This window comes from Alphaproteobacteria bacterium HT1-32 (assembly GCA_009649675.1).
In the GTDB taxonomy this organism is placed as follows: Bacteria; Pseudomonadota; Alphaproteobacteria; order Rhodospirillales; family HT1-32; genus HT1-32.
The window spans coordinates 522,703-546,962 of sequence record WJPL01000001.1; the positions used below are offsets into that span (position 1 = coordinate 522,703).

Sequence of the window (24,260 nt, forward strand, 5' to 3'; positions counted from 1 at the left end):
GTGTCAATCGACAGCCCCGCCGGTTCGGCGAAATGTCTACTGTGGTGGCGTCAGGGTTTTCCAGTTGGCTTCAAACTTGTCCCAGAGACGACCCGGCAATTTCAGAATTGACGGCGATGCAGCAACATCATCATAGACCTGAACCACATAAGACGGCTTGTCTCCGACACGTGCTTCATTGACCGAGGTTTCAGCCAGGGTAATTGCTTCGCTGGTCAGACCCTCAGTCACCTGCTTGCGGGCATGATAATCCAGCCGGTGCTCAAAAGCATAATCCCCGATCATCTCGTAATTACGCTGGCAACGCGACGTCGCTTCCAGCGCCGCACTTGTCGCTTCGGCATCAGACGGCGATGTACTGCCCGGAGACTGTTCCCGGTCAATACTGATTGCACCATAGACAACACAAAGCTTGTAGGCGGTTTTCAGATCATCAAGATCATGAACCTCACCCGCTTCAAGCTCGGAAAGCCGGCGGGTACTGTCAGGCAGGATCGTGCACCCGGCCACGGCCAGCAGCGCCAATGCTCCAGAAAACCTGGCTAACGTGCCGTATTGACGCAGTTGCATGATTTTTTTCCCAGCGAATCGAATCGCCTTGAATTGTGCCGATTTTAACTGGTCGATGGAAGGAAAATTCGCAGACGAAACTTCGCCCCTGTTTTCAGCCTCTTACGGGAAACAAGGGCACCGCGCAACCGGTCAGAGAAATCCGCCATTCCTCAGCAATGGCTATGGGGTGGCGGAAATTGGCAGGGAACAGTTTTGCCTGCCGCCCGTTGATGTTGTGCAAGCCAGCTGCTGCCCACCGGGCCGGCAGAGGGCATTCTGTTCACTACATACGGGGAAGTTACCCATGTCGACCAGTAATGATGCGATCAAGAAAGACATCGACGAGCTTCGGGCCGTTCTCAACCAGCTGACCAGCGATGTCTCTGACCTGAGCAAGGCCACGGCAACAAACCTGAAGTCACAGGGCGAAAAGAAAGCCGCTGAACTGAAGGCCGGTGTACAGGCAGGCTCACAGGCCGCCGTTGAAAAGGGCCGTGAATCTGCCGCTGCGATTGAAGGCACTGTCCGGGAACGTCCGTTTCAAAGCCTCATGGTTGCCTTCGGTGCCGGACTTATCCTGTCCCAGATTCTTCGCAAGCGCTGATCACCAGGGGGACATGGCATGACCATCGCTGCAATTGGGGACATTATTTCCGGCTCAATGAGCCAGATACGGGCGACCGCGCGTCAGACGGCCAGATGCGCCGCTCTGGTTCTGTTATCCGCCGTCATCTTGACCATTGCCGCAGGCTTTGGTCTTGCCGCCCTCTATCTTCACCTCGTCACATTCCTGCCGGCCCATGAGGCTGCGGGATACATTGCCGCCGGTTTGTTCGGTATCGGGTTCCTGATACTGTTCTTCACGCTCCGCCGGAGTTCCGCCCCGGCAGGGGAATATGTCGCACAGACGCCGCCATCCGCTCTGGCTGCGCAATCCGCCATTGATGATTGCACCCGGGCCGCGTCAGATGTTGTTCGTCGCAACCCGGCATCGACACTCATGACCGCACTGGCCGCCGGTGCTATTATCGGGCTGCTGAAGCCAAAAGACTGACGGACGCACCCGCGCCCGTCGCCTCCACTGAAAGAACTGCAGGATGACTGATGATCACCGGCAGGCTCCGCCGGCTTCCCGGAGCCGTCTGCGCCCGATCACGCAAACCGAACTGACCGAACTGATCAGCGGCGCCATGCCCTACGCAGTCATCAGCCTCGCCCTGCTGGCCATCCTCTATACATTATATTTTGCGACAGACCTGTTTCTGCCGATCTTCATCGCGCTTTTTCTGAGCACCATCCTGCGGCCACTTGTCCGTCAACTCTGCAGGACCGGGCTTCCGGCGTCGCTTGCGGCGGCACTGGTTCTGACCGCCGTCATCGGCACTTCTGTCAGTGCGACGGTCAATCTGTCACAACCGGCGACCGAATGGGTCAACCGCCTGCCCAGTCTCGAACGGGAAATCAGAAGCAAGCTCTGGCAGGTTGCAGAATCAATCGAACAGGCAAAACAGGCGACAGAGAAAATTCAGAAAATCGCCGAGGTCGAAGACGGCAAGCCGCCGAAGTCGGAAGTGGTCGTGAAAGGACCAAGCCTGCTGGACAAGGCCTTTGCCTCAACCTGGCTGACCTTTGTCCAGATCCTCATTGTCATTCCCCTGACCTTCTTCTTCCTGTCACAGGACGGCACCCAGACGCGCCGGGCCATCAGCCGCATCCCCTGGCGGGCCCATCAGCGCTCGGTTGAAGACCTGATCGATGCCGTGCAGCAGACCGTGACACGTTATCTTCAGATCAGCGCCCTGATCTATCTGAGCCTCGGCGTCGTTACCGCAATCCTGCTCTATCTGCTGAATATGCCGAACCCGGTATTGTGGGGCGCACTGGCTGCCCTGCTGGGCTTCATTCCCTATGTCGGGCCGATGATTGTCTTCTGCTGCATTTCAGTTGTGTCACTCGTGACTTTCGACAGCTGGTGGCAGATCGGCGCACCGCCACTGGCCTATGGTCTGCTGACCATCATCGAGGGTTCTTTCATCACGCCGGCAATCCTTGGCAGGCAACTGACGATCAGCCCGATTGCCATCTTCCTGTCGATGCTGGTCTGGACATGGGTATGGGGCATCCCCGGCGCCCTGCTCTCGGTTCCCATTCTGGTCGTCCTCCTGACCGCCCTGCGACACCTGATCCTGATCGCCAGAGACCAGCCCGTCCTCCGCAAAGAAGACGAAAGCACCAGCGCAGCCGCTCAGGAGTCCTGAACGAGAAACGCATTCATCGTTCTGCCAACAACGGGCATCTAACAAATTATGGATGTAATTTCATCGCTTCATCGTATGAAACTGTGGTGGTGGAGCCGAGGAGGATCGAACTCCTGACCTTCGCATTGCGAACGCGACGCTCTCCCATCTGAGCTACGGCCCCGCCGATGCGCGGGATAATGGTGACGGCTGGTGATCCTGTCAAGCGCGTGATAGGCCGGTTATTCTCGGTTGCACGCTTGCGAAACTGCGGTCCCGCAACTAGGTTTCTTTCCTGAATGAGAACTGAACGGATCTGCCTGCCATGCCGCTGATTACAACTCTTTTCGGCATCATACAGTCGCTGCTGACACTGTATATGTTCGCCTTCATCATCATGGCGATCCTGTCCTGGCTGGTGGCTTTCAACATCATCAATACCCAGAACAAATTCGTTTATATGGTCGGTGACTTTCTGCACCGGATCACAGAGCCCCTGTTACAGCCAATCCGGCGGATACTGCCGGATCTCGGCGGGATCGACATCACCCCGGTATTTGCCATTATCGCGATCATTCTGGTCCGCGACGGCCTTCTGCCGACCATCTTCCAGATTCTCGTCGGCTGATCCGCCATTCCGGAAGCGTCAGCAACAGTCTCTCCAGTCACTGTCGTTCCGGGCGGACTACGTGTCGCAGTCCGGCTAACGCCGCGGGGCGGATCGAACAGAATTCTGGGCGTGATTGCTGATGCCGGTGGATTACCCTGCCTGCGTGTTGCCGTCACGGCGCCGCCGGAAGGTGGCAAGGCGAATGCGGCACTGATAAAATTATTGTCCCGGTCCCTGAAGCTGGCGAAATCCCGGATCAGCATCACATCAGGAGAAACCTCCCGGAACAAGATGCTGATGCTGGACGTGACGGATCCGGCTGAACTGGAACGGATAACCGAATGGGGAACACAGACCGAATGACCGATGAAAACCGGATTGACGGTAAAGCCTTCGCGGCCGACCTCCGCACCCGTATTGCCCGGCATGTCAGCAGACTGAAAGCCGATCACGGACTGACACCGGGGCTGGCTGTCGTTCTGGTCGGTGAAGACCCGGCCAGTCAGGTCTATGTGCGGTCCAAGGGTAAACAGACCGTGGAAGCCGGAATGGCCTCGTTTGAGCACAGGCTCGATGCATCAACGCCAGAGGCTGAACTGCTCACCCTGATCGACCGGCTGAATAACGATCCTGAGGTGCATGGCATTCTGGTTCAGCTGCCTTTGCCAGAGCAGATTTCCGAGGAAAAGGTTCTCGCGGCAATTCGGCCGGAAAAAGATGTCGACGGCTTTCACGTCATCAATGTCGGGCTGCTGGCAACCGGCGGGGATGGCATGGTGCCCTGCACCCCGCTCGGCTGCATCATGCTTTTGAAAGACAGGCTGGGTGATCTGTCCGGCCTGAACGCCGTGGTCGTCGGTCGTTCCAATATTGTCGGGAAGCCGATGGCGGCTTTGTTGCTGCGCGAAAGCTGCACGGTAACTGTTGCTCATTCCCGGACCCGTGACCTGCCGGCACTCTGCCGCACGGCAGATATTCTGGTTGCCGCTGTCGGCCGGGCCGAAATGATCGACGGTGACTGGGTGAAGCCCGGTGCGACCGTGATTGATGTCGGCATCAACCGGGTACCCGGCAGTGAGCCGGGGAAGACGCGACTGGTCGGTGATGTCGATTATGCCAGCGCGGCAACCCGGGCGGGTGCGATTACCCCGGTGCCCGGCGGTGTCGGCCCCATGACCATCGCCTGCCTGCTGGCCAATACCCTGACCGCCGCCTGCCGGCAGCATGACATTACCCCGCCGGAAATCTGATCCGCCGGCTATTTCGAGAGTCTTCGAGCATGATGACCCGGGACGAATATAACGCTTTCTGTGAGAACCTGCCTGCCACAACCCATGTCGTGCAGTGGGGCGGGTCCGATGTCTGGAAAGTTGGCGGCAAGGTGTTCGCCATCGCCGGCTGGAGCGACAAGTCTTATCCCGGCATTACCTTCAAGGTATCCCGTCTCACCTATGAAATCCTGACCGGGCAGCCAGGGGTGCGACCGGCACCCTATCTTGCCTCACGGGGGATGAGCTGGGTCCAGAATTATGACGAGCCGGGCCTGTCCGATGAGGACCTGAAGGCATATCTGACCGAATCGCACCGCCTTGTCGCCCTCGGCCTCACCCGCAAGAAGCGGCAGGAAATCGGTTTCGACCCCGCCTGAAAAAGCCGTTTCCGGCCAATGTTCTCACCGCAAAATTTATAATCAGGGAAAGACACAGATCGGGTCTTGCATCACCGGTAATTTTATCTATTTAGAATAAGAATAATTCTTAATACCAAAAAGGAGATGTTTATGACGACCCCATCCAACGACCGCCAGCCCCACGCCCTTGTCGGCTCAAAAGCGCCTGATTTCACGGCCGCTGCCGTGCTGGCAAATGGCGAGATTGACGAAGCTTTCAACCTGACCAGCTGGCTTGATGGCAGCTATGGTCTCCTGTTCTTCTATCCGCTGGATTTTACATTTGTATGTCCGTCGGAAATTCTCGCCCACAATAACCGGGTCAGCCGTTTCGCCGAAGTCGGCACCAAGCTGATCGGTGTTTCCGTGGACAGCGTTCATACCCACGCCGCCTGGCGCCGTACACCGGTAAATGACGGTGGTCTGGGCGAAGTCGGATTCCCGCTGGTCGCTGATCTGACCAAGAATATTGCCCGCGATTATGGCGTCCTTACCGATGCCGGCGTTGCCCTGCGCGGCACCTTCCTGATCGATCAGGCCGGTGTAGTTCGCCATCAGGTCATCAATGATCTGCCGCTTGGCCGTAATGTTGATGAAGCCCTGCGGATGATTGATGCCCTGCAGTTCCATGAAGAACATGGCGAGGTTTGCCCCGCTGGCTGGAACAAGGGCGACAAAGGCATGACAGCCGACAGCAACGGCGTCGCCAGCTACCTGAGCGAACATGCCAGCAAGCTCTGATTGATAATATGGGGGCGAGGAGAGTTGTCCGCGCCCCCATACCGCCTTATGTTGCAGGCGTTCAGATAAGGATTTCTACATGCCCCAGACTCACCACACAAAAGTACTCATCATCGGATCCGGTGCCGCCGGCTATACCGCTGCGATTTATGCAGCGCGCGCCAGTCTGGAGCCGATCGTTGTCGCTGGCATGCAGCCGGGCGGACAGATGACCATCACCACCGATGTTGAAAATTTCCCCGGTTTTGCTGACGTTATCCAGGGCCCCTGGCTGATGGAACAGATGCAGGCACAGGCTGAACATGTCGGTGCGAAGATCATTTCTGACCTGATTACGGAGATCGACTTCTCGAAGCGGCCGTTTGTTGCGAAGGGTGATGGCGGTGATACCTATATTGGCGACTCAGTTATCGTCGCAACCGGCGCACAGGCACGCTGGCTTGGCCTTGAAAGCGAACAGAAGTTCATGGGCTTTGGTGTCTCGGCCTGCGCCACCTGCGATGGATTCTTTTATCGCGGCAAGAAGGTTCTTGTCATCGGCGGCGGCAATACAGCTGTCGAAGAAGCCCTGTACCTGACCAATCACGCTGAAAAGGTCACCCTGATCCATCGCCGTGACGAATTGCGGGCCGAGAAGATCATGCAGGAGCGCCTGTTCCGTCATCCGAAAGTTGATGTTATCTGGGATACCGAACTGGATGAAGTTCTGGGCGACAGCAACCCGCCGGGTGTCACCTCAGTCCGCCTGAAAAACACCAAAACCGGTGAGAAAAGCGAACTGGCCGTCGACGGTGTCTTCGTGGCGATCGGCCACACGCCGACGACTGGCATCTTCAAAGGCAAGCTACCGATGGATGACGAGGGCTATCTGATCACCAAACCGGATTCCACATCGACGGAAATTGAAGGTGTCTTTGCCGCCGGTGACGTGAAGGACAAGATTTTCCGTCAGGCGATCACGGCAGCCGGCATGGGATGCATGGCGGCCCTCGAAGCCGAGAAATACATTGCAACATTGGAGAGTGCTGCACAGGCAGCCGAATAACGCCATGCCGTTGCGCCAACTGGGGTCGCTGGACTGGGACAAGCTGCGCGTCTTTCACGCAGTCGCGGATGCGGGCAGCTTTACCCATGCCGGAGAAACCCTGAACCTCAGTCAGTCCGCTGTCAGCCGGCAGATTTCCGGCCTGGAGGAAAGCCTCCATGTGCCGCTGTTCCACCGGCATGCCCGTGGACTGATCCTGACGGAACAGGGCGAACGCCTCTACAAGACGGCGCACGACATATTTGAAAAACTCTCCATCGCCGAGAAGCAGATTCGTGAAAGCCGCGATGTGCCGGAAGGCCCGTTGAAGATAACCACTACGGTTGCCTTCGGCTCGGTCTGGCTGACCCCGCGGATCAAGGAATTCATCTCGATCTATCCGGATATCGACGTCACCATCATTCTGGATGACAGCGAACTGGATCTCGGCATGCGTCTGGCGGATGCGGCCATCCGCATGTCGCCGCCGCGCCAGCCCGACCTGATTCAGCGTCACATCATGACGACGCGGTATCATGTCTATGCGACGGAAGAGTATCTGTCGCAGGCCGGAACGCCCAAAACGCCAGCGGATCTCGACAACCACAAGATCATTGCCTATGGCGAGGAAGCAACCCCGCCGGTGGCCGATGTCGACTGGCTGCTGAATGTTGAAACTGACCAGCCCCGCAAGGCCGCACTGAAGGTCAACAATCTCTATGGCATATATCGTGCGGTACAGGCCGGTCTTGGTATCGCTGCATTGCCAGAATATATGGCACGTGAATATTCACGGCTTGTGGAAGTGCTTCCGGAACTGCGTGGCCCCAGTTTCGATGCCTATTTTGTCTATGCGGAAGAGCTGCGGCACTCCAAAAGAATAGGTGTTTTCAGAGATTTTCTGATCAAAAAGCTGGCAGAGTTCCGGGAATAATTAAGCAATAGCACATATTTAGTGCAGATATGCATTTTCCGCATGGCTTGGTTGCGGAATTGAAGGTGGTGGAACCCCGGACTGAATCCTATATTCAAGTTGTTGCAGCGCAGCATTGCTTGCGCAGCGACGGATCCACGGGTCCTCCCTCCCGTCGATCCGCCGGACCACATGTCCGGTAACTATGGTCCGCCTACCCTCCCTTGTGGCGGACCACACGTCTCCCAGACGTGAAGCCTCCCTGTTAAACTCGCCGGGTCCTCGTGACCCGGCGCTTTTTTTTGCCCTTCCGATTTGCTCAAGTCGCTTTCTCCCTGCCAACAATTTGCTTATGGTGCCCGCAGGCGCGCATCCGCATGAAAAACACGGATTCGCAAAGCGATAAATGGGAGAGTAAACACTATGATCGATTCAAAACTGAAGGTGTCAAAACGCCTTCTGATGGTCGGCGCGCTTGCCGTTGCGACCTTCGGGGCCGGCATCCAGATAGCTGCCGCACAGGACAAGGTGAAGGTTGGCGCATTGCGCTTCACCTCACATGCAGCAGGCTTCATTGCGCTGGAAAAAGGTTATTTCAAGGAAGAGGGCATCGACGCCGAGTTTGTTTTCTTCCAGGCTGCACAGCCGATTGCTGTTGCGATGGCGTCCGGTGATACGGATTTCGGCATCGCCGGCATGACCGGTGGCTTCGTCAACCTCGCTGCCAAGGATGCGCTGAAAGCCATCGGCGGTGTGTTGCGGGAAAAGAAGGGCGTTGACGGCATGGCCATCCTCGCCTCGAACAAGGCCTATGATGCAGGCCTGACCTCCGTCGACAAACTGCCGGGGCACTCTGTTGCCCTGACCCAGGTCGGATCGACCTTCCACTACATGTCGTCAATCATTGCCGGTGCCAAGGGCTTCCCGCTCTCGGACCTCAAGCTGACGCCGTTGCAGAAGGTTGGCTCCATGATTGGTGCCATCAAGTCCGGTCAGGTTGATACCATGATCATGGTACCGCATATCGCCAAACCGCTGGTCAGTTCCGGCGATGCCAAGCTGCTGGGATGGCTGAACGACTATACCGATGATTACCAGATCTCGGTGATGGCTGCCTCAGCCAAGACGATCAGCGAACGCCCGGATGTCGTAAAGCGGTTTATCAAGGCCTATGCCCGCGGTATCGAAGAATTCAACTCGGTCATGCTCGACCAGAAGGATGCTGCGAAAGTCGAAGAACTGGTCAAGATCATCCACAAATATGTCTATCAGGATCGTCCTTACGAGAAAGCCGCCCCGCCGATCAAGGCCGGTTCGATGTATCTCAATGAAGGCGTGAAGCTGAACGTGACCGATCTGACACGCCAGCTGGAGTGGATGCAGTCGGAGAAGCTGATTCCCGGCACCATCACGATCGATCAGGTGATCAACAAGAATTTCACCGAAGCCTACTGATCTGATATCCCGGCGGTGGCCATATCACCGCCGGGCTTCTTTTTTACGCTTTGCCCGCTCAACCGTCCTTCGAGACGCACCTCCGGTGCTCCTCAGAATGAGGGGGTGGGCAACATTCTCATCCTGAGCAGGCACAAACGCCGTCTCGAAGGATGGCAAACTTGCAGTGAGTACCGGAGCCACAGCATCAGATGAATCTCCATATCAACAACCTGTCTCACTATTACGGCGATATGGAAGTGCTGAGTGGCATCGATTTCCTGATCGAACAGGGCAAGATCGTCTGCATCATCGGCCCTTCCGGCTGTGGTAAATCCACCCTGCTGCGGCTGGTGGGCGGTCTGGAGAAGCCGACAAAAGGTGATGTCCTGCAGATCGGTGATCCGCCGGAAGGCTCACTCAATCCACTGACCTATATTTTTCAGGACTTTGCCCTGCTGCCCTGGCGCACGGTTGAAGGCAATATCAGCCTGGTCCTCGAAGACCATTCTCTCAGCCCGGAACGCCGGGAAGAAATCATCGCTGACGTGCTGGCCCGCACCAAGCTTTCGGACTTCCGCAAAGCCTATCCGCGCCAGCTTTCCGGCGGCATGAAACAACGCGTGGCCATCGCCCGTGCGCTCGCTGTCTGTCCGGATGTCATGCTGATGGATGAGCCGTTGTCGGCACTCGACAGCCAGACCCGCGAACTGCTAATGGATGACCTGATCCAGCTCTGGACCCGCGAACGCTTTACGGCCGTCTATGTCACCCACAATCTGAACGAGGCAGTGCGTCTCGGTCATCAGGTGGTCGTGCTGTCGCGGCGTCCCGGTAAAATTCGGGAAATCATCACCATCGACAAACCCATCGAGGAACGTGAACTCGGTGATCCGGATCTGGAACGCCAGCAGAAACGCCTGTGGGATCTGATGCGCGACGAAGCCCAGGCCGCTGATATGGAGCTTGCCGATGTCTGATCAGCCGCATACCCGCACTGTCGCCTTCCGGGGGGGCGGCTTCAACCCGAAGCCGATCCGGATGATCGGGCTGGTGGTTTTCATTGTCATCATCGCGCTGTGGGAGTTTCTCTCGCGCATTGGTGCAATCCCGCCACTGTTCATGCCCGCACCGTCACAGGCCTGGTCGGCCCTGCAGAACCTCTACACGACCGGGTTACTCTGGGTGCATCTGGAAGCCTCGACCTATCGTCTGTTGCTCGGCTGGTCGCTGGGCACCCTGCTCGGTCTGGTTGTCGGCATCATGATTGGCCTGTTCTCGGTCGCCCGCGCCGGGTTGATTCCGCTGGTCTCCGCCATCTTCCCGATCCCGAAGATCGCCCTGCTGCCGCTGTTCATCATCTGGTTCGGCATTGGCGAGGGCTCAAAGGTCGCAACCATTCTGTTCGGCGTCTTCTTCCCGACCGTCATCGGTACCTTCGGTGGCGTCGATAACGTTGACCGCGGCCTGATCCGCATGGGCCAGTCCTTTGGTCTCAGCTGGTGGTCGATTGTCCGCAAGATCATCCTGCCAGGTGCCCTGCCGGCGATCCTGTCCAGTTTCCGGATATCTGCCTCTATCGCCATCATTCTGCTGGTTGCTGCTGAAATGATCGGCGCGGAATACGGCATCGGAGCCTATGTCCTGATGGCCGGTAACCTGATGGCGACGGACGAACTCATCGCCGGCGTTGCCCTCCTCTCCGTCATCGGCCTGATCGTGGCAACCCTGATCGGCCGGGCAGAGCGGTACTTCCTCCGCTGGCGGCGGTGAGCGGTGGAAACAGTCTTGCCACCCCAGCTTCTCCCCGATAACTTGGCGCCCATGATCATGAACGCGCAGCAGAATTGGTGGTGGTGGACTCCCTGATCGGGTGGACCATCCCTTGCGCGCAGAAAACGCATCACAGGGCCGCCCGAGGAAACTCCGGGGCGGTTTTTTTGTGTTCCGGGTCCGACAGCGGCGCTTTATCAGACGCCTCAGGAGAGACAGAGAAATGAGTAAGGATATGACCGAAAGCTTCACCACCAATGGCGGGATTACCGTCACCCGGTCACGACAGGCTGCACCTTATGACACCGCCATCTCCAGCTATGTGGAAAAGCTGGATGCGCGCCGGGGTGCGGTTTTCTCCTCGAACTATGAATATCCGGGGCGTTATTCCCGCTGGGACACGGCCATCATCGATCCTCCGATCGGCATCACTTCACGCGGCCGGGTGATGAAGATCGAGGCTTTCAACGACCGGGGCATTGTGCTGCTGGATGCCATCACCGCCTGTCTTGAAGGACATGCGGATATCGCAGACCAGACCCGTTCCCCCGACCGGCTGGACATCACGGTTGCAGAGCCATCCCGTATCTATACGGAGGAAGAACGCTCGCGCATGCCGACCGTCTTCTCGGTCCTGCGCAGTATCATCGACCTGTTTGGCAGTGACGAGGATGAGGCCCTCGGTCTCTACGGGGCCTTCGGCTATGACCTCGCCTATCAGTTTGATCCCGTCGAACAGCATGTCGAACGCCCGGACGACCAGCGCGATATGGTGCTGTTCCTGCCGGACGAAGTGGTCATCGTTGACCATTATTCCGTCGAAGCCTGGCTCGACCGGTATGACTTCACCATCAATGGTGTCTCCACCGCCGACCGCAAGGGTGGCGGCATGGAGGAGGATTTCAGATTCGCCACCGAAGACCCGCCTGCCGGTGATCACAGCCCCGGCGAATATGCCGATCTGGTGCGTGAGGCGAAGAAATCCTTCCTGCGCGGCGACCTGTTCGAGGTGGTTCCCGGTCAGGTGTTCTATGAGAAATGTGAACGCCGACCGGCGGAAATCTTCAACCGGCTGAAGGAAATCAATCCCTCACCCTATTCCTTCTTCATCAATCTCGGGGAACAGGAATATCTGGTCGGTGCCTCACCGGAAATTTTCGTCCGGGTGACTGGCAGACGGGTCGAGACCTGCCCGATTTCCGGCACCATCAAGCGCGGTGACGACCCGATTGCCGATTCAGAACAGATTCTGAAACTGCTGAATTCCAAGAAAGACGAATCTGAGCTGACCATGTGTTCCGATGTCGACCGCAACGACAAATCCCGGGTCTGTGAACCGGGCTCGGTGCGGATTATCGGTCGCCGCCAGATCGAGATGTATTCCCGCCTGATCCACACGGTCGACCATATTGAAGGCCGTCTGCGCGAGGGCATGGATGCTTTCGATGCGTTCCTGACCCATGCCTGGGCGGTCACCGTAACCGGCGCACCCAAGCTGTGGGCCATGCGCTTCATTGAAAAGCATGAGCGCACGCCACGCGCCTGGTATGGCGGTGCCATCGGCATGATGCATTTCAACGGTAATATGAATACCGGCCTGACCATTCGCACCGTCCGCATTCTGAACGGTGTCGCACAGGTTCGCGCCGGGGCTACCCTGCTGAACGATTCCGATCCGGTTGAAGAGGAAAAAGAGACCGAACTGAAAGCCTCCGCCATGCGGTCCGCCATCCGCAAGGGCTCGAATTCGGAAGGCAGTGACGGCAGGCGTGTGACGCGCAAGGTGGGTACGGGCAAACATATCCTGCTGATCGATCATGAAGACAGCTTCGTCCATACCCTCGCCAACTACTTCCGCCAGACCGGGGCAGAGGTGACGACCCTGCGGACACCGGTCGACCGGGCCACCATTGACCGGCTGGCCCCTGATCTGACCGTCCTTTCGCCGGGACCGGGTTCGCCAAAGGATTTCGATACGGCCCGGACCATCACCATGCTGCGAGAGGCAAAGCTTCCCGTCTTCGGTGTCTGCCTCGGCCTGCAGGCAATCTGTGAGTTTTACGGGGGGAAGCTGGCACAGCTGGATGATCCGATGCATGGCAAACCGTCACGGATCAAAATCACCCGTCCGGGTGTGGTGTTCGACGGACTGCCCGCAGATATCACCATCGGGCGCTATCACTCGCTCTATGCCGATGCCGACCGGCTGCCGGCAGAACTCGCCGTCACGGCCCTCACCTCTGATGGCATCATCATGGGGATCGAGCATGTCAGCGAACCGGTCTCTGCCGTGCAGTTCCACCCTGAATCAATCATGTCGCTCAGTCACGATGCCGGCATGCGGATGATTGAGAATGTGGTCGAAAATCTCGGCCAGACGGAGAGAAAAGCCAGCGCCGCCTGATGATGTCCTGTCAGTTTCCCCGGACGTGAACCAGTTCACAGACGCCACGGTCTGAACGGTTCAGGATTACCCCATCGACAACAGATGCGTTTGGGAAACTGACATGGCAACAGCAACAGCCCACAAGACAGATGAGCGCCGGTCGCCTGCGGCCATTATCAATCTGGCGGAAGTCGCAGCCAGAAGCCTGCCCTGCCCGGACATGTCCCTCGACCTCAGCCGCACGGCACTGGTGCTCGTCGATCCACAGAAAGGGTTTCTCGATCCGGAGGGTAGCCTCTGGCCAGCCGTCAAGAATGGCGTGCGCGGCAATAATGTCATCGAGCATCTGGAATGGCTGCTGGATACAGCCTGTTCAACCGGAATGCTGCGGATTGTCTGCCCGCATCACCACGATCACCGGCAGACAGAGGCCGTCGGCGTCGGCCGGGTCGCCGCCTGGGCCAATTCCCTGCCGGACCGGACCATGGAACATATTGCCAAAGACGGTGACATCCTGCCCTGCCTGACCCCTTATCTGGAGGATGACAATGCGGTGGTGACCGGCACCCACAGGCTTTGCGGACTGGCCAATCGCGAACTGATGCAGGAACTGCGGGCACGCAATCTCACACAGGTCATTCTGGCTGGCATGTGCGCCAATCTGTGCCTTGAGGGGCATCTGCGGGATCTGGTCGAAAACGGATTCAGTGTCGCAATCGTATCAGACGCCACTGCCGGCATCGCGATTGACGGTGTTGATGCCCGCAATCACAACATGCACAGCTTTCGCCTGCTGGCGAATGCCATCTGGGATACCCGTGAAACGATTCTCAGGATGTACGGAAAGAACGTCTGACCTTGCGCCTGGTCGTTACACCGAAATGACAGGCCGCTCCTTCGGTAAAGGCATCGAGGAACTGTGTCATGGCATCACGCAGCGGCTCGTAGCCGTCTGACCGTTCAAAGGTCGCCTCATTCATATACAGGCCCCGGTTGATTTCGATCTGCAGGGAATGCCGGTTGGCTGCCGGGTTTCCGTGATCCCGGACCAGATCGACCCCTTTGAAGCCGACATTGACCGCAACGGAAAAGCCCAGACCGGCCAGCAGGCCGCGCGCATGCGAGGCGACCTCATGGCTGCATGTATCGTTATCACGGGTACCGATAATCATATCGAACGGCACCGGCTCACCCGTCCCCTCGAAACCATTCGGCCAGACCGACGGCATGGAATGACAATTGATATGCCAGTAGCCACCAAAAGATTCTGCCGTTTTCTCCAGATGAGCGGTCAGGGAAGAGCGATAGGGTCGCCAGTATTTCTCGATCCGGTTCTCTACCTCGCTTACTGAAAGCAGGCGGTCATAAACCGGTGCCTGATCCATACCGACAGTGCGCCAGATCAGACCATGACCGGTTTCCGTCTTTTGAGACGGCTGAATTTCATGCGGCCAGACGCCGTCAATCATTCCCGCATCAATATCAGCCGGGGAACGGTTCGGATCGATGTAGGAGCGCGGGAAGCGGGCCGCGATCAACGTGGCACCAAAGGCAGGACCAGAGCCGAAAAGGTCATCGATTTCGAAATCGACACCATAGCGCAACAAATCCATGCCTACCGAATAACGGAAGTCATCAGGATAAACTGTACCGCTGTGCGGTGAATCAAGCACAACCGGAACCGGATCAGTTTCGGGCATGCGGATGTCGAGGACATCTTCGGAAGTCAGAATTTTCATATCGACAAGATAATCAGATAAATACCGCTCTGAAAACGACGGCCATCACACATCCCAAGGTTGTGCTTGCAATCTGATTATCACCCGATTTGTCGTGCCTCGCGGGCCAGGAGGCGTTTCTTGCGCGCCAGTCCCCAGCGATATCCATGCAATTTGCCGTCAGATCCCACCGCCCGATGGCAGGGAATAAGAAGAGATACGGGGTTGCGACCACAGGCCGTCCCCACCGCCCGCGCTGCCTTCGGCATATCAAGTCGCCGGGCGATCTCGCCATAAGTTCGGGTTGTTCCATCCGGGATCGCGATCAGCTCTTCCCAGACCCGGCGCTGAAACGCGGTCGCCCGCACATCAAGCGGCAATGTCTCTGCCGGTGCCTTGCCATCAAGCTGGTCCAGAATAACGCCGGTCACAACTTCCAGCGTCCCGTCATCGGCGACAATCTCTGCCTCCGGAAAATCCGCTTTCAGTTCGCCCAGCAGGGCCTCGTCATCTGACCCGAAGCCCAGAAAACTGATTCCCCGTTCCGTCGCCGCCACAATCATCCGGTCCAGCGGGCAGTCAACAATCGCATAAGCCATCGTCGCGCCCTTGCCGCCACGGGCGTAACTGGCCGGGGTCATGCCGAAATGGTCGTCGGATTTTTCGTACAGCCGGCTGGGGCTGGAATAACCCGCTTCATAAATCGCTTCCGTCACGTCCGCGCCCTCCCTCAACCGCCGTTTCAGGTCGCCAAGCCTCAGCGCGTCGAGATACTGACGCGGGCTGATGCCGACAATCCCGGAAAATGTACGCTGCAAATGCCAGACACTGACGCCCAGTTCACTGCTCATGTCCTCCAGCGTCAGAACCTGTTCTTCCATATCGTCTATATGGCGATGCAGCCGCTCCAGCGTCTGGCGAACCAGATCCAGCCCCGGGTCTGCCCGCGTTACCGATCTTGGCCGGCAGCGCTTGCAGGCCCTGTATCCGGCGATCTCCGCCAGTTCCGGCAACGGAAAGAATGCGACATTTTCCCGTTTCTTCGGTCGGGATGCGCAGGAGGGGCGACAATAGATGCCGGTCGTGCGGACCGCATAGATAAACTGTCCGTCGCAATCCGCATTGCGATCGACAACCGCTTTCCAGCAGGCTGCCGCATCAAGAATATGATCTGTTTGCTGTGTCATGGGGGCAGTTTAGCTGATTCTGCCAAACGGGATATCCGTCTCTTGCTGTGATATCAGCAATCGTCCCAGTGAACGATGTGATGTTCCAGCGGCCCGGCATCCTGTTCACGAACGGCGCGCCCCCGCACGGACATGCCGGCCTTGTGAGGCGAATCCGCATCTCCGGTCTTCAGCGGATGCCAGTAAGGCAGGTCCCGCCCCTCATCAATCAGGCGGTAGGCACAGGTTGATGGCAGCCAGTTCAGTTGCGGCACGACCTGCGCCGTCAGGCGCACACAATCAGGCACCAGTGTCGACCTGATGGAATATTTCCGGCAACGACAGCTGTTCGTATCGAGCAGGCGACAGGCAACGTTTGTGTAGTCGATTTCGCCCGTATCATCATATTGCAGTTTGTGCAGGCAACATTTCGCACAACCGTCACAGAGCGACTCCCACTCCGTATCTGTCATCTCCGACAGCTTCTTGCGCTGCCAGAAGGGTGTTTCGTCGTCAGTCGTCATCAGTTCGGGTTCTCACGGTCAATCAGATGGATATATGACCCGAAGACCCGTCCCTGCACCAGCCCCGACAGCCCGAGACTGGTCCCGGTCGCATCCATGATACTGAACAACCGGTTCGTTCCATCGGTCTTTTCCTCTGCAGAATAATGGAATTCATGGGCACGAAAGCCACTTCCTGCCCTGCCCAGCGGTCCGTCATCCAGCAGCCTCACGACACGATAACCCAGCCGTCGGCGGGGTGCTGCAAAGCTGGTCTCCAGCGGCAGCAGACCCAGCATCTGGTGCCGCACCCCCGCTGCATCGGTCAGGCCTTCACCCAACATCATATAGCCGCCGCATTCGCCATAAATGACCGCACCCCTGTCAGCCGCCACCAGGATCTGATCGCGGAAGCCATAACTGGCTGCAAGCTGTCCTGCATGAAGCTCCGGATATCCTCCCGGCAGATAAACCGCCGTCGCTGTATCGGGCGGCCCTTCCCCCGCCAGCGGAGAAAAGAACGTCACCTCCGCCCCCGCCCTGCGCCATCCCGTCAGCAGATGCGGATAGGAGAACGCAAAGGCCGTGTCCCGTGCAACGGCAATATGCTGGCCAAGCGGTGGAACGGCCGGGTCAGCATGCCCCTGACCGGAGATGCCCGCATCAGCAGCCAGACCAGCCAGTGCCGTAATATCCAGATCCTCTGCCACGGCAGCAGCGGCAGCATCCAGCAGGCGGTGCAGGTCTTCTGCCTCTCCGGCCTGCACCAGACCAAGATGCCGCGACGGGACGGTAAGATTTTCCCGGCGGCGCAACCCGCCAAGGACAACCACCCCAGGACAACTGGCCCTGACCGCCGCCGCCAGCAGATCGAAATGGCGGTCGCTGGCGACCCTGTTGAAGATCACACCGGCAACCCGCAGATCATTCCGATGACCGGCAAATCCGCTGACAATGGCCGCCACACTTGCCGCCATCCCCCGCACATCCACCACCAGAACAACCGGCCAGCCGGTCCGGGCCGCGATATCAGCTGTCGCCCCGCCGCCGCCGGCCGCCCCGTCAAACAGACCCATCACCCCTTCACAGATGATGATATCGCTGCCGTCATTCAGGTCAGAGACCAGATCATCCAGCAGCGCCGGGCGCATCGCCCAGCTGTCGAGCGTCTGGCAATCCCGGCTGCCTGCCGCGCTGTGATAAGCCGGATCAATATAGTCCGGCCCCACCTTTGCGCTGGCGACCCGCCTGCCCTGTGCGGACAGATGCCGGATCAGGCCCAGCGTCACCAGCGTCTTACCGCTGCCCGATGATGGCGCAGCAATAATGATTCCCGGCGTCATCGGGCTGCCCTGGCCTGCAACTCAGAGATGTTCACGCAGAAGCTCCGTCAGCTTTGTCTCATCCAGTCCCGGATCGACAGATGCCGCCACCCGCCCGTCCGGGCCCAGCAGTACAGCCGGTGTTCCCGTGCCGTCACTGGTGGCATGGATATCCAGCAGCCGGAAAGCCGCATCCAGTTGTCTGGAAGAGCCTGTCAGCAGCAAAGTCCGGCTGTCGAAACGCTGAAGTGTCTCCTGCACTCTGGCCGCCCGACCCGACAGCGGGTCCAGCGAAACGAAAACCGGCCTGATCTTCACACCGTCCGCACCCAGCCCTGCAATGGACGCAATCAGCCGGTCATATTCCAGAACACAGCGTTCAGGGCAGGCCGAAGTCGCAAAATACAACAGGCTGAAACTGCCATGCAGATCACGGTCAGCAACTTCCTTACCCGTCACATCAAGCAGAACGAAGGGCGCAGTCTGTCCTGCACGGGGGTCGGTGCCAAAATCCGGCAGCAGGTCATAACCGAGCATGCTGGCACCGGTCGCCACAACACCGCAGGCGACGATGCCAATCATCATTGCCCTGCCCGGTGTCACTGGAAGTCTGCTATCGTGATCATGATGATGACTATACCTCTTGCGGGAAGCCGCACAATCCGGCGCTTCGGTGGAATTGCAGGCTTTTACCAGCCCCGCCCTGCATGCTATAGCCTCCGCCACTCAGAGCCACAGGCATTCAGGGATATTGGACATGGCGTCACGCACACCTGTTATCGGCATTATCGGCGGCAGTGGTCTATACGACATTGACGGTCTCAGCGATACCCGCTGGGAGAAAGTCGACAGCCCCTTCGGTGAACCCTCGGACGAACTTTTCTTCGGTACTCTCGACGGCGTACAGCTTGTGTTCCTGCCCCGTCACGGACGTGGCCACCGTATCCCGCCCAGCGAAATCAACTACCGCGCCAATATCGACGCCATGAAGCGTGCCGGCGTGACCGACATCATCTCCCTGTCAGCCTGCGGTTCCTTCCGGGAAGAATTGCCGCCGGGATGTTTCGTTATCGTCGACCAGTTCATCGACCGGACCTTCGCACGGGTAAAAAGCTTTTTCGGCACCGGACTTGTCGGCCATGTTGCCTTTGGCGATCCCGTCTGTTCCGTGCTTGGCGACAATCTTTTTGAAGCCGCAAGCGAGCTTGGCCTGCAGGTCACCCGTGGTGGCACCTATCTCTGCATGGAAGGCCCGCAATTCTCCACCAAGGCAGAGTCACATCTTTACCGGTCCTGGGGTTGCCATGTGATCGGCATGACCAATATGCCAGAAGCCAAACTGGCCCGGGAAGCCGAGATTGCCTATGCCACCGTTGCCATGGTCACCGATTTCGACTGCTGGCATGAAGGTCATGACGATGTGACCGTGGATCAGGTCATCAAGGTACTGCTGGGGAATGCCGAGAACGCCCGGTCACTGGTCAGGCAGGCAGCGCCGAAGCTGGCGAAACTGACGGAACCACGCGCACCGCATACGGCACTCGACAACGCCATCATGACCGCCCCGGAAAAGCGCGACCCGGAGATGATGAGGAAACTGGAGGCGGTCGCAGGCCGTGTCCTGAAAAGCTAGGAGCAGGATATGAAGGTCGACGGCAAACCCTTCCGCACAATCTGGCTGGCTGAAGACGGTCAGTCGGTTGAAATCATCGATCAGACCCGGCTGCCGCATGAATTCGTCACGGTAACATTGCGCAGCATGTCCGAGGCAGCGCATGCGATATCAGCCATGCTGGTACGGGGCGCGCCGCTGATCGGGGCAACCGCAGCTTACGGCTATGCCCTGGCCATGCGGGAAGATGCCTCCGACGCCAATCTTGATGCCGCCTATAAAGCACTCTACGCAACCCGTCCGACGGCGGTTAACCTCCGCTGGGCGCTGGATGATCTGCGCCGCCTACTATCGCCCCTCTCACCTGCCGACCGCAGTGCCGCCGCCTATCAGCGGGCTGCGGAAATCTGTGACGAGGATGTCGAGATATGCCGCATGATCGGCGTGCATGGTCTGGGTGAGTTTGAGCGCATCTGGAATGCCAAGGGTCAGAAAGACCGCCTGAACGTGCTGACACATTGTAATGCCGGCTGGCTGGCAACTGTTGACTGGGGGACGGCACTGTCCCCGATCTATCACGCCCATGACAAGGGGATTCCGGTTCATGTCTGGGTGGATGAAACCCGCCCCCGGAATCAGGGCGCCAGCCTGACCGCATGGGAACTGAACCGCCACGGCGTGCCGCACACGGTGATCGTCGACAATACCGGCGGCCATATCATGCAGCATGGCATGGTTGACCTCTGCATTACCGGCACCGACCGCACCACCGCCTCCGGCGATGTCTGTAACAAGATCGGCACCTATCTGAAGGCACTGGCAGCGCAGGACAACAATGTTCCGTTCTATGTCGCCCTGCCCGGCCCGACCATCGACTGGACCATCCATGACGGTGTGAAAGAAGTGCCCATCGAACAGCGCGACGGCAAGGAAGTGACCGAGATCTACGGACGCCTGCCCAATGGTGAGATGGCCTGGGTACAGATCACTCCCGATGGCAGCCCGGCCGGTAACTACGCTTTCGATGTAACCCCGGCACGACTGGTCACCAAACTGATTACGGAACGCGGTGTCTGTGACGCCAGCCAGAACGGACTGCTGGGCCTTTACCCGGAGCAGCAGAGCGCCGCCTGAAGACAGAGGCAGGAATAAACCACCCCTCATCCTGGATTGGTTTCAGGATCCCGACCGCCCTGCCATTACGTCTCTGACCGGCAGAAGCAACCGGCCAAGATCCTGAATCCAGTTCAGGGTGAGGAACGAATTAAGTAACGAACAGCAGAGAAACAAAGGCCTGAATCCATGTTGAACAAATGGTCCGATGCAGACGCCCGTGAATATGTTGATCGCTACGCCAGACAGGGCGTAAACGAAGATCTGGCGCTGCGTGTTTATACCACGCGCCTGCTGGGTCGTGATCCGAAGCTGGTGCTGCATGGTGGCGGCAATACCTCGGTAAAGACCGAGATGAAAAATCTTGCCGGAGACATGGTCGAGGCGCTCTGCGTCAAGGGTTCGGGCTGGGATATGGGCGATATCGAACCGGCTGGCCTGCCGGCAGTTCAGCTCAAGCCACTGCAACGGCTGGCGGATCTGGATGGCCTGTCTGATGAAGACATGGTCAATGCCCAGCGCTGCAATCTGCTGGATTCACAGTCCCCGAACCCGTCGGTTGAAACCCTGCTGCATGCCTTCCTGCCGCATAAATTCGTCGATCACACCCATTCCAATGCGGTCCTCGCCCTGACGGATCAGGCGAATGGCGAGGAAATCTGTCGTGAATTGTACGGCAAGCGCATGGCGCTGGTGCCCTACATCATGCCGGGCTTTGATCTGGCAAAGAAGACCAAGGAAATCTTCGATCAGGACCCGACCGTGGAAGGCATGATCATGCTGAAGCATGGCATCTTCTCCTTCGCGGACGACGCAAAGACCGCCTATGACCGGATGATCGAATTTGTCTCAATGGCTGAAGAGCGTCTGCAACAGAACCGTCGCAAGGTTTTCACAAGCGCCAGAGGCCTCCCGAAATCAATCGCCAAAGCGTCTGATGTTGCTCCGGTTCTGCGCGGCCTGAACGCCCTGAAGGGTAAGCGCAACGGTGACTGGACAAGATGGGTCTTTGAATTCCGCAGCGACAGCGACATCCTGAATTACGTCAATGGCGAGGAACTTTCCCGTTATGCGCTGGAAGGCACCGTGACACCGGACCATTCCATCCGTACTAAGCCTGTGCCGCTGATCGTTCCCGCCCCCGATGCCAGCGACATGGCAGCTTTCCGGGCCGGTGCCGAAGCCGCCATGACGAAATTCGAGGCTGATTATCACGCCTATTTCGCCCGTCAGAATCCGAAGCAGGCTGTCCCGCGCACCGAACTTGATCCGGCACCCCGTGTCATTCTGGTCCCCGGCCTGGGTTTGTTCGGAATCGGCAAGACGGAAAAAGATGCAAAGATCGCTGCCGATCTTGCGGAAACCGCCATTGAAGTCATCACTAATGCCGAAGCAATCGGCCGGTTCGAGAGCATTTCCGAAGAAGATATGTTCGAGATCGAATACTGGTCGCTGGAACAGGCAAAGCTCGGCAAGGGTGCTGAAAAGGCGCTTGCCCGACAGGTTGCCGTGGTTACCGGCGGTGGCTCCGGAATCGGTGCCGCGACCGCCAGGGCGCTGCGTGCTGAAGGTGCCGAAGTTGCGGTCCTCGACCTGAAGATCAACGATGCAGTCAAGGTCGCCACATCCATCGGCGGATTTGCCGTGGAATGCGATGTCACCGACAAGTCATCGGTTGCCGCCGCCATGCAGGCCGTCGCCGAGAAATTCGGCGGGGTCGATATCCTCGTCTCCAATGCCGGTGCTGCCTGGCAGGGGAAAATCGGCGAGGTCGATGACGATACGCTGCGCCAGAGCTTCGAGCTGAACTTCTTTGGTCATCAGAACATGGCACAGGCCGCCGTGAAGATCATGCGGACACAGGGGACCGGTGGCTGCCTGCTGTTCAACACATCGAAACAGGCGGTCAATCCGGGCAAGGATTTCGGACCCTACGGTCTGCCGAAAGCGGCAACCCTGTTCCTGTCGCGTCAGTATGCGCTGGATCATGGTGCCGATGGCATCCGTTCCAACGCGGTCAATGCGGACCGCATCCGGTCTGGTCTGCTGACAGACGACATGATCGCCAGCCGGTCACAGGCCCGGGGCCTGTCAGAAGGTGACTATATGGGTGGTAATCTGCTGAAACGCGAAGTCACGGCCGGTGATGTGGCCGATGCCTTTGTGGCGCTGGCCAAATCAACCTCGACAACCGGCGCGGTGATGACCGTGGATGGCGGCAACATCGAAGCGGCCCTGCGCTAAGCCGATGTCGATCACCGGACTCGATCATGTTCTCGTCGGCGTTGCCGATCTGGAATCTGCCCGCGCAACATGGCAGGGACTGGGCTTTACCCTGACTCCGCGCGGGCGGCATATCGGCTGGGGCACAGCCAATTACTGCATCATGTTCGAACAGGATTATATCGAGCTTCTGGGGATTGTTGATGACAGCCAGTTCGTCAACCGGCTGGACGAATTTCTGGCCGCAGAAGGCGAGGGCCTGCTGGGTCTGGCCTTTGCAGCCGACGATGCTGAACAGGCTTATCAGGATCTGAAGGCCAGCAATATCGGTGTTCAGCCCGCAAAGGAACTGAAGCGCCTGCTGGAATTGCCGGACGGGACGGTAACGCCGGAATTTGCGCTGGTTCATATCGACAGTGCTGATACAGCCGGTCTCCGGGCCTTTGTCTGCACCCACCTGACCCGTGAGATGGTCTGGCAGCCCCGATGGCTGCGTCACGCCAACGGGGCCGAGGCAATTACCGGGATTGAAATATCCGCAGCCGACCCGAAGGCGACAGCCAACCGGCTTGCGCGGCTGACCAGTGGTTCACCTGTCCCCGGCACTGATGGTTTCAGCCTCACACTGCCGGGAGATGTCTGCACCCTGACCGTGACTGCCGGTGACAGGGCGGAGCCATCACTTACAGGCATGACTGTTATGGTCCCGACGCTTGACCTTCCTGCGGGTCATTTCGCTGCCAGCGGGATATATTTCACCCGTGATACATTCACCGTTTCGGTTGACCCGGACGACGCAAATGGTGTCGCACTGAATTTCACACTGGCGAATGCGCCAGCGTAACAGCCCGTCCCCCGGGACTTGTGAAAAGGAAGAAAACGATATGAGCAGCCAGAGAAAAGGTATCTGGGAAGCAGCCGTTCAGGGCATGCGGGGTCGCTGCCCGAATTGCGGTGAAGGCCGCCTGTTCCGGTCTTATCTCAAGCCGGTTGAAACCTGCTCTGCCTGTGGCGAAGACTGGTCTGCCATTCGCGCTGATGACGGCCCGGCCTGGCTGGCCATTCTGCTCGTCGGCCATGTCGTCGTGCCGGTAACGGTCGCCCTGACAATGAAGACCGATCTGTCTGACCTTGTCGTCATCTCATCAGCCCTTTTTCTGACCGTTGCCCTGACCCTGTCCTTTCTGCCCGTCGCGAAGGGTATCTTCATGGCCGCGATCTGGTCACTCGGCGCAGAACAGAGCTAAACCGGACATCAGCGACG

26 protein-coding genes and 1 tRNA gene are annotated in these 24,260 nt (G+C 58.3%); 20 read left to right on the top strand and 7 right to left on the bottom strand.

All coding sequences use genetic code 11. The features are described from left to right. Positions 1-36: 36 nt before the first annotated feature. Entirely contained in the window at positions 37-570 is a 534-nt protein-coding gene (locus GH722_02410; GenBank protein MRG70608.1) for a hypothetical protein, read from the bottom strand. On the opposite strand from GH722_02410, the gene GH722_02415 reads away from it, so the two are divergent. The 3 genes from GH722_02415 to GH722_02425 are packed head-to-tail and all read left to right on the top strand — an operon-like array spanning position 569 to position 2,810. Next, on the top strand, positions 569-1,156 hold the full coding sequence (locus tag GH722_02415) for a DUF883 family protein (GenBank protein MRG70609.1): 588 nt from the start codon (positions 569-571) through the stop codon (positions 1,154-1,156). The genes GH722_02410 and GH722_02415 overlap by 2 nt on opposite strands. An 18-nt stretch (positions 1,157-1,174) precedes the next feature. After that, positions 1,175-1,606, top strand: coding sequence for a hypothetical protein (locus GH722_02420; GenBank protein ID MRG70610.1), 432 nt, complete (start codon positions 1,175-1,177; stop codon positions 1,604-1,606). Between the two features lie 43 nt (positions 1,607-1,649). Next, positions 1,650-2,810, top strand: coding sequence for an AI-2E family transporter (locus GH722_02425; GenBank protein ID MRG70611.1), 1,161 nt, complete (start codon positions 1,650-1,652; stop codon positions 2,808-2,810). Between the two features lie 87 nt (positions 2,811-2,897). On the opposite strand, the gene GH722_02430 is transcribed toward GH722_02425, so the two are convergent. Further along, positions 2,898-2,973 (bottom strand) — tRNA-Ala (locus GH722_02430). A 141-nt stretch (positions 2,974-3,114) separates the two neighbouring features. On the opposite strand from GH722_02430, the gene GH722_02435 reads away from it, so the two are divergent. The 12 genes from GH722_02435 (at position 3,115) to GH722_02490 (ending at position 14,195) form a co-directional block, all read left to right on the top strand. Further along, positions 3,115-3,417, top strand: coding sequence for a YggT family protein (locus GH722_02435; protein ID MRG70612.1), 303 nt, complete (start codon positions 3,115-3,117; stop codon positions 3,415-3,417). A gap of 6 nt (positions 3,418-3,423) precedes the next feature. Further along, positions 3,424-3,762 (top strand): DUF167 domain-containing protein, encoded by a 339-nt coding sequence (locus GH722_02440; protein ID MRG70613.1) that lies wholly within the window; start codon positions 3,424-3,426, stop codon positions 3,760-3,762. After that, the gene (gene folD, locus GH722_02445; protein ID MRG70614.1) at positions 3,759-4,649 is read left to right on the top strand and encodes a bifunctional methylenetetrahydrofolate dehydrogenase/methenyltetrahydrofolate cyclohydrolase FolD; all 891 of its coding nucleotides are present in this window, start codon (positions 3,759-3,761) and stop codon (positions 4,647-4,649) included. Before GH722_02440 ends, folD begins: the two co-directional genes overlap by 4 nt. A gap of 32 nt (positions 4,650-4,681) precedes the next feature. Continuing rightward, positions 4,682-5,047, top strand: coding sequence for an MmcQ/YjbR family DNA-binding protein (locus GH722_02450; protein MRG70615.1), 366 nt, complete (start codon positions 4,682-4,684; stop codon positions 5,045-5,047). 132 nt (positions 5,048-5,179) lie between these two features. Continuing rightward, on the top strand, positions 5,180-5,809 hold the full coding sequence (locus GH722_02455) for a redoxin domain-containing protein (GenBank protein MRG70616.1): 630 nt from the start codon (positions 5,180-5,182) through the stop codon (positions 5,807-5,809). Between the two features lie 79 nt (positions 5,810-5,888). After that, positions 5,889-6,854 (top strand): thioredoxin-disulfide reductase, encoded by a 966-nt coding sequence (trxB, locus tag GH722_02460; protein MRG70617.1) that lies wholly within the window; start codon positions 5,889-5,891, stop codon positions 6,852-6,854. A gap of 28 nt (positions 6,855-6,882) precedes the next feature. Further along, positions 6,883-7,767, top strand: coding sequence for a LysR family transcriptional regulator (locus GH722_02465; protein MRG70618.1), 885 nt, complete (start codon positions 6,883-6,885; stop codon positions 7,765-7,767). Between the two features lie 402 nt (positions 7,768-8,169). Beyond that, positions 8,170-9,201, top strand: a complete 1,032-nt coding sequence (locus GH722_02470; GenBank protein ID MRG70619.1) for an ABC transporter substrate-binding protein — start codon at positions 8,170-8,172, stop codon at positions 9,199-9,201. Between the two features lie 191 nt (positions 9,202-9,392). Then, complete coding sequence (locus GH722_02475; GenBank protein MRG70620.1) at positions 9,393-10,160, top strand: ATP-binding cassette domain-containing protein; 768 nt, start codon at positions 9,393-9,395, stop codon at positions 10,158-10,160. After that, complete coding sequence (locus GH722_02480) at positions 10,153-10,953, top strand: ABC transporter permease subunit (GenBank protein MRG70621.1); 801 nt, start codon at positions 10,153-10,155, stop codon at positions 10,951-10,953. The genes GH722_02475 and GH722_02480 overlap by 8 nt, the downstream gene beginning before the upstream one ends. A gap of 223 nt (positions 10,954-11,176) precedes the next feature. Beyond that, on the top strand, positions 11,177-13,357 hold the full coding sequence (locus tag GH722_02485; protein ID MRG70622.1) for an anthranilate synthase: 2,181 nt from the start codon (positions 11,177-11,179) through the stop codon (positions 13,355-13,357). A 103-nt stretch (positions 13,358-13,460) separates the two neighbouring features. Next, positions 13,461-14,195, top strand: a complete 735-nt coding sequence (locus tag GH722_02490) for an isochorismatase family protein (GenBank protein MRG70623.1) — start codon at positions 13,461-13,463, stop codon at positions 14,193-14,195. On the opposite strand, the gene GH722_02495 is transcribed toward GH722_02490, so the two are convergent. From GH722_02495 to GH722_02515, 5 genes are all read right to left on the bottom strand, one after another. After that, on the bottom strand, positions 14,170-15,078 hold the full coding sequence (locus GH722_02495) for an N-formylglutamate amidohydrolase (protein ID MRG70624.1): 909 nt from the start codon (positions 15,076-15,078) through the stop codon (positions 14,170-14,172). The two genes, GH722_02490 and GH722_02495, sit on opposite strands and share 26 nt — an antisense overlap. Before the next feature lie 80 nt (positions 15,079-15,158). Next, positions 15,159-16,244: a methylated-DNA--[protein]-cysteine S-methyltransferase gene (locus GH722_02500; protein ID MRG70625.1), complete on the bottom strand. Its 1,086-nt coding sequence runs from the start codon at positions 16,242-16,244 to the stop codon at positions 15,159-15,161. Positions 16,245-16,297: 53 nt separating this feature from the next. Then, the gene (locus GH722_02505) at positions 16,298-16,747 is read right to left on the bottom strand and encodes a YcgN family cysteine cluster protein (GenBank protein MRG70626.1); all 450 of its coding nucleotides are present in this window, start codon (positions 16,745-16,747) and stop codon (positions 16,298-16,300) included. Beyond that, positions 16,747-18,069 (bottom strand): cobyrinate a,c-diamide synthase, encoded by a 1,323-nt coding sequence (locus GH722_02510; GenBank protein MRG70627.1) that lies wholly within the window; start codon positions 18,067-18,069, stop codon positions 16,747-16,749. Before GH722_02510 ends, GH722_02505 begins: the two co-directional genes overlap by 1 nt. 21 nt (positions 18,070-18,090) lie before the next feature. Further along, complete coding sequence (locus GH722_02515; protein ID MRG70628.1) at positions 18,091-18,651, bottom strand: hypothetical protein; 561 nt, start codon at positions 18,649-18,651, stop codon at positions 18,091-18,093. A 154-nt stretch (positions 18,652-18,805) separates the two neighbouring features. Between GH722_02515 and GH722_02520 the strand changes: the two genes are divergently transcribed. The 5 genes from GH722_02520 to GH722_02540 all read left to right on the top strand — a co-directional run bounded on the left by GH722_02520 (position 18,806) and on the right by GH722_02540 (position 24,243). Next, entirely contained in the window at positions 18,806-19,681 is an 876-nt protein-coding gene (locus GH722_02520) for an S-methyl-5'-thioadenosine phosphorylase (protein MRG70629.1), read from the top strand. 9 nt (positions 19,682-19,690) lie between these two features. Further along, positions 19,691-20,794 carry an S-methyl-5-thioribose-1-phosphate isomerase gene (mtnA, locus tag GH722_02525; protein ID MRG70630.1) on the top strand — a complete coding sequence of 368 codons (1,104 nt, stop codon included), beginning with the start codon at positions 19,691-19,693 and terminating at the stop codon, positions 20,792-20,794. A gap of 168 nt (positions 20,795-20,962) precedes the next feature. Further along, positions 20,963-23,017, top strand: a complete 2,055-nt coding sequence (locus GH722_02530) for a bifunctional aldolase/short-chain dehydrogenase (GenBank protein MRG70631.1) — start codon at positions 20,963-20,965, stop codon at positions 23,015-23,017. Continuing rightward, positions 22,986-23,840, top strand: coding sequence for a hypothetical protein (locus tag GH722_02535; GenBank protein MRG70632.1), 855 nt, complete (start codon positions 22,986-22,988; stop codon positions 23,838-23,840). The genes GH722_02530 and GH722_02535 overlap by 32 nt, the downstream gene beginning before the upstream one ends. Further along, positions 23,827-24,243, top strand: coding sequence for a DUF983 domain-containing protein (locus tag GH722_02540; GenBank protein ID MRG70633.1), 417 nt, complete (start codon positions 23,827-23,829; stop codon positions 24,241-24,243). The genes GH722_02535 and GH722_02540 overlap by 14 nt, the downstream gene beginning before the upstream one ends. Positions 24,244-24,260: the final 17 nt, after the last annotated feature.

What these genes read in the sequence shown, in the direction of transcription:
- GH722_02455 (MRG70616.1), top strand. Translation starts at nt 5,180, where the DNA reads ATGACGACCCCATCCAACGACCGCCAGCCCCACGCCCTTGTCGGCTCA.
- GH722_02435 (MRG70612.1), top strand. Translation starts at nt 3,115, where the DNA reads ATGCCGCTGATTACAACTCTTTTCGGCATCATACAGTCGCTGCTGACA.
- GH722_02480 (MRG70621.1), top strand. Translation starts at nt 10,153, where the DNA reads ATGTCTGATCAGCCGCATACCCGCACTGTCGCCTTCCGGGGGGGCGGC.
- GH722_02520 (MRG70629.1), top strand. Translation starts at nt 18,806, where the DNA reads ATGGCGTCACGCACACCTGTTATCGGCATTATCGGCGGCAGTGGTCTA.
- mtnA (MRG70630.1), top strand. Translation starts at nt 19,691, where the DNA reads ATGAAGGTCGACGGCAAACCCTTCCGCACAATCTGGCTGGCTGAAGAC.
- GH722_02490 (MRG70623.1), top strand. Translation starts at nt 13,461, where the DNA reads ATGGCAACAGCAACAGCCCACAAGACAGATGAGCGCCGGTCGCCTGCG.
- GH722_02510 (MRG70627.1), bottom strand. Translation starts at nt 18,069, where the DNA reads ATGACGCCGGGAATCATTATTGCTGCGCCATCATCGGGCAGCGGTAAG.
- GH722_02530 (MRG70631.1), top strand. Translation starts at nt 20,963, where the DNA reads ATGTTGAACAAATGGTCCGATGCAGACGCCCGTGAATATGTTGATCGC.
- GH722_02495 (MRG70624.1), bottom strand. Translation starts at nt 15,078, where the DNA reads ATGAAAATTCTGACTTCCGAAGATGTCCTCGACATCCGCATGCCCGAA.
- GH722_02415 (MRG70609.1), top strand. Translation starts at nt 569, where the DNA reads ATGATTTTTTTCCCAGCGAATCGAATCGCCTTGAATTGTGCCGATTTT.
- GH722_02485 (MRG70622.1), top strand. Translation starts at nt 11,177, where the DNA reads ATGAGTAAGGATATGACCGAAAGCTTCACCACCAATGGCGGGATTACC.
- GH722_02450 (MRG70615.1), top strand. Translation starts at nt 4,682, where the DNA reads ATGACCCGGGACGAATATAACGCTTTCTGTGAGAACCTGCCTGCCACA.
- GH722_02420 (MRG70610.1), top strand. Translation starts at nt 1,175, where the DNA reads ATGACCATCGCTGCAATTGGGGACATTATTTCCGGCTCAATGAGCCAG.
- GH722_02535 (MRG70632.1), top strand. Translation starts at nt 22,986, where the DNA reads ATGGCGGCAACATCGAAGCGGCCCTGCGCTAAGCCGATGTCGATCACC.
- GH722_02410 (MRG70608.1), bottom strand. Translation starts at nt 570, where the DNA reads ATGCAACTGCGTCAATACGGCACGTTAGCCAGGTTTTCTGGAGCATTG.
- folD (MRG70614.1), top strand. Translation starts at nt 3,759, where the DNA reads ATGACCGATGAAAACCGGATTGACGGTAAAGCCTTCGCGGCCGACCTC.
- GH722_02540 (MRG70633.1), top strand. Translation starts at nt 23,827, where the DNA reads ATGCGCCAGCGTAACAGCCCGTCCCCCGGGACTTGTGAAAAGGAAGAA.
- GH722_02475 (MRG70620.1), top strand. Translation starts at nt 9,393, where the DNA reads ATGAATCTCCATATCAACAACCTGTCTCACTATTACGGCGATATGGAA.
- trxB (MRG70617.1), top strand. Translation starts at nt 5,889, where the DNA reads ATGCCCCAGACTCACCACACAAAAGTACTCATCATCGGATCCGGTGCC.
- GH722_02425 (MRG70611.1), top strand. Translation starts at nt 1,650, where the DNA reads ATGACTGATGATCACCGGCAGGCTCCGCCGGCTTCCCGGAGCCGTCTG.
- GH722_02500 (MRG70625.1), bottom strand. Translation starts at nt 16,244, where the DNA reads ATGACACAGCAAACAGATCATATTCTTGATGCGGCAGCCTGCTGGAAA.
- GH722_02505 (MRG70626.1), bottom strand. Translation starts at nt 16,747, where the DNA reads ATGACGACTGACGACGAAACACCCTTCTGGCAGCGCAAGAAGCTGTCG.
- GH722_02470 (MRG70619.1), top strand. Translation starts at nt 8,170, where the DNA reads ATGATCGATTCAAAACTGAAGGTGTCAAAACGCCTTCTGATGGTCGGC.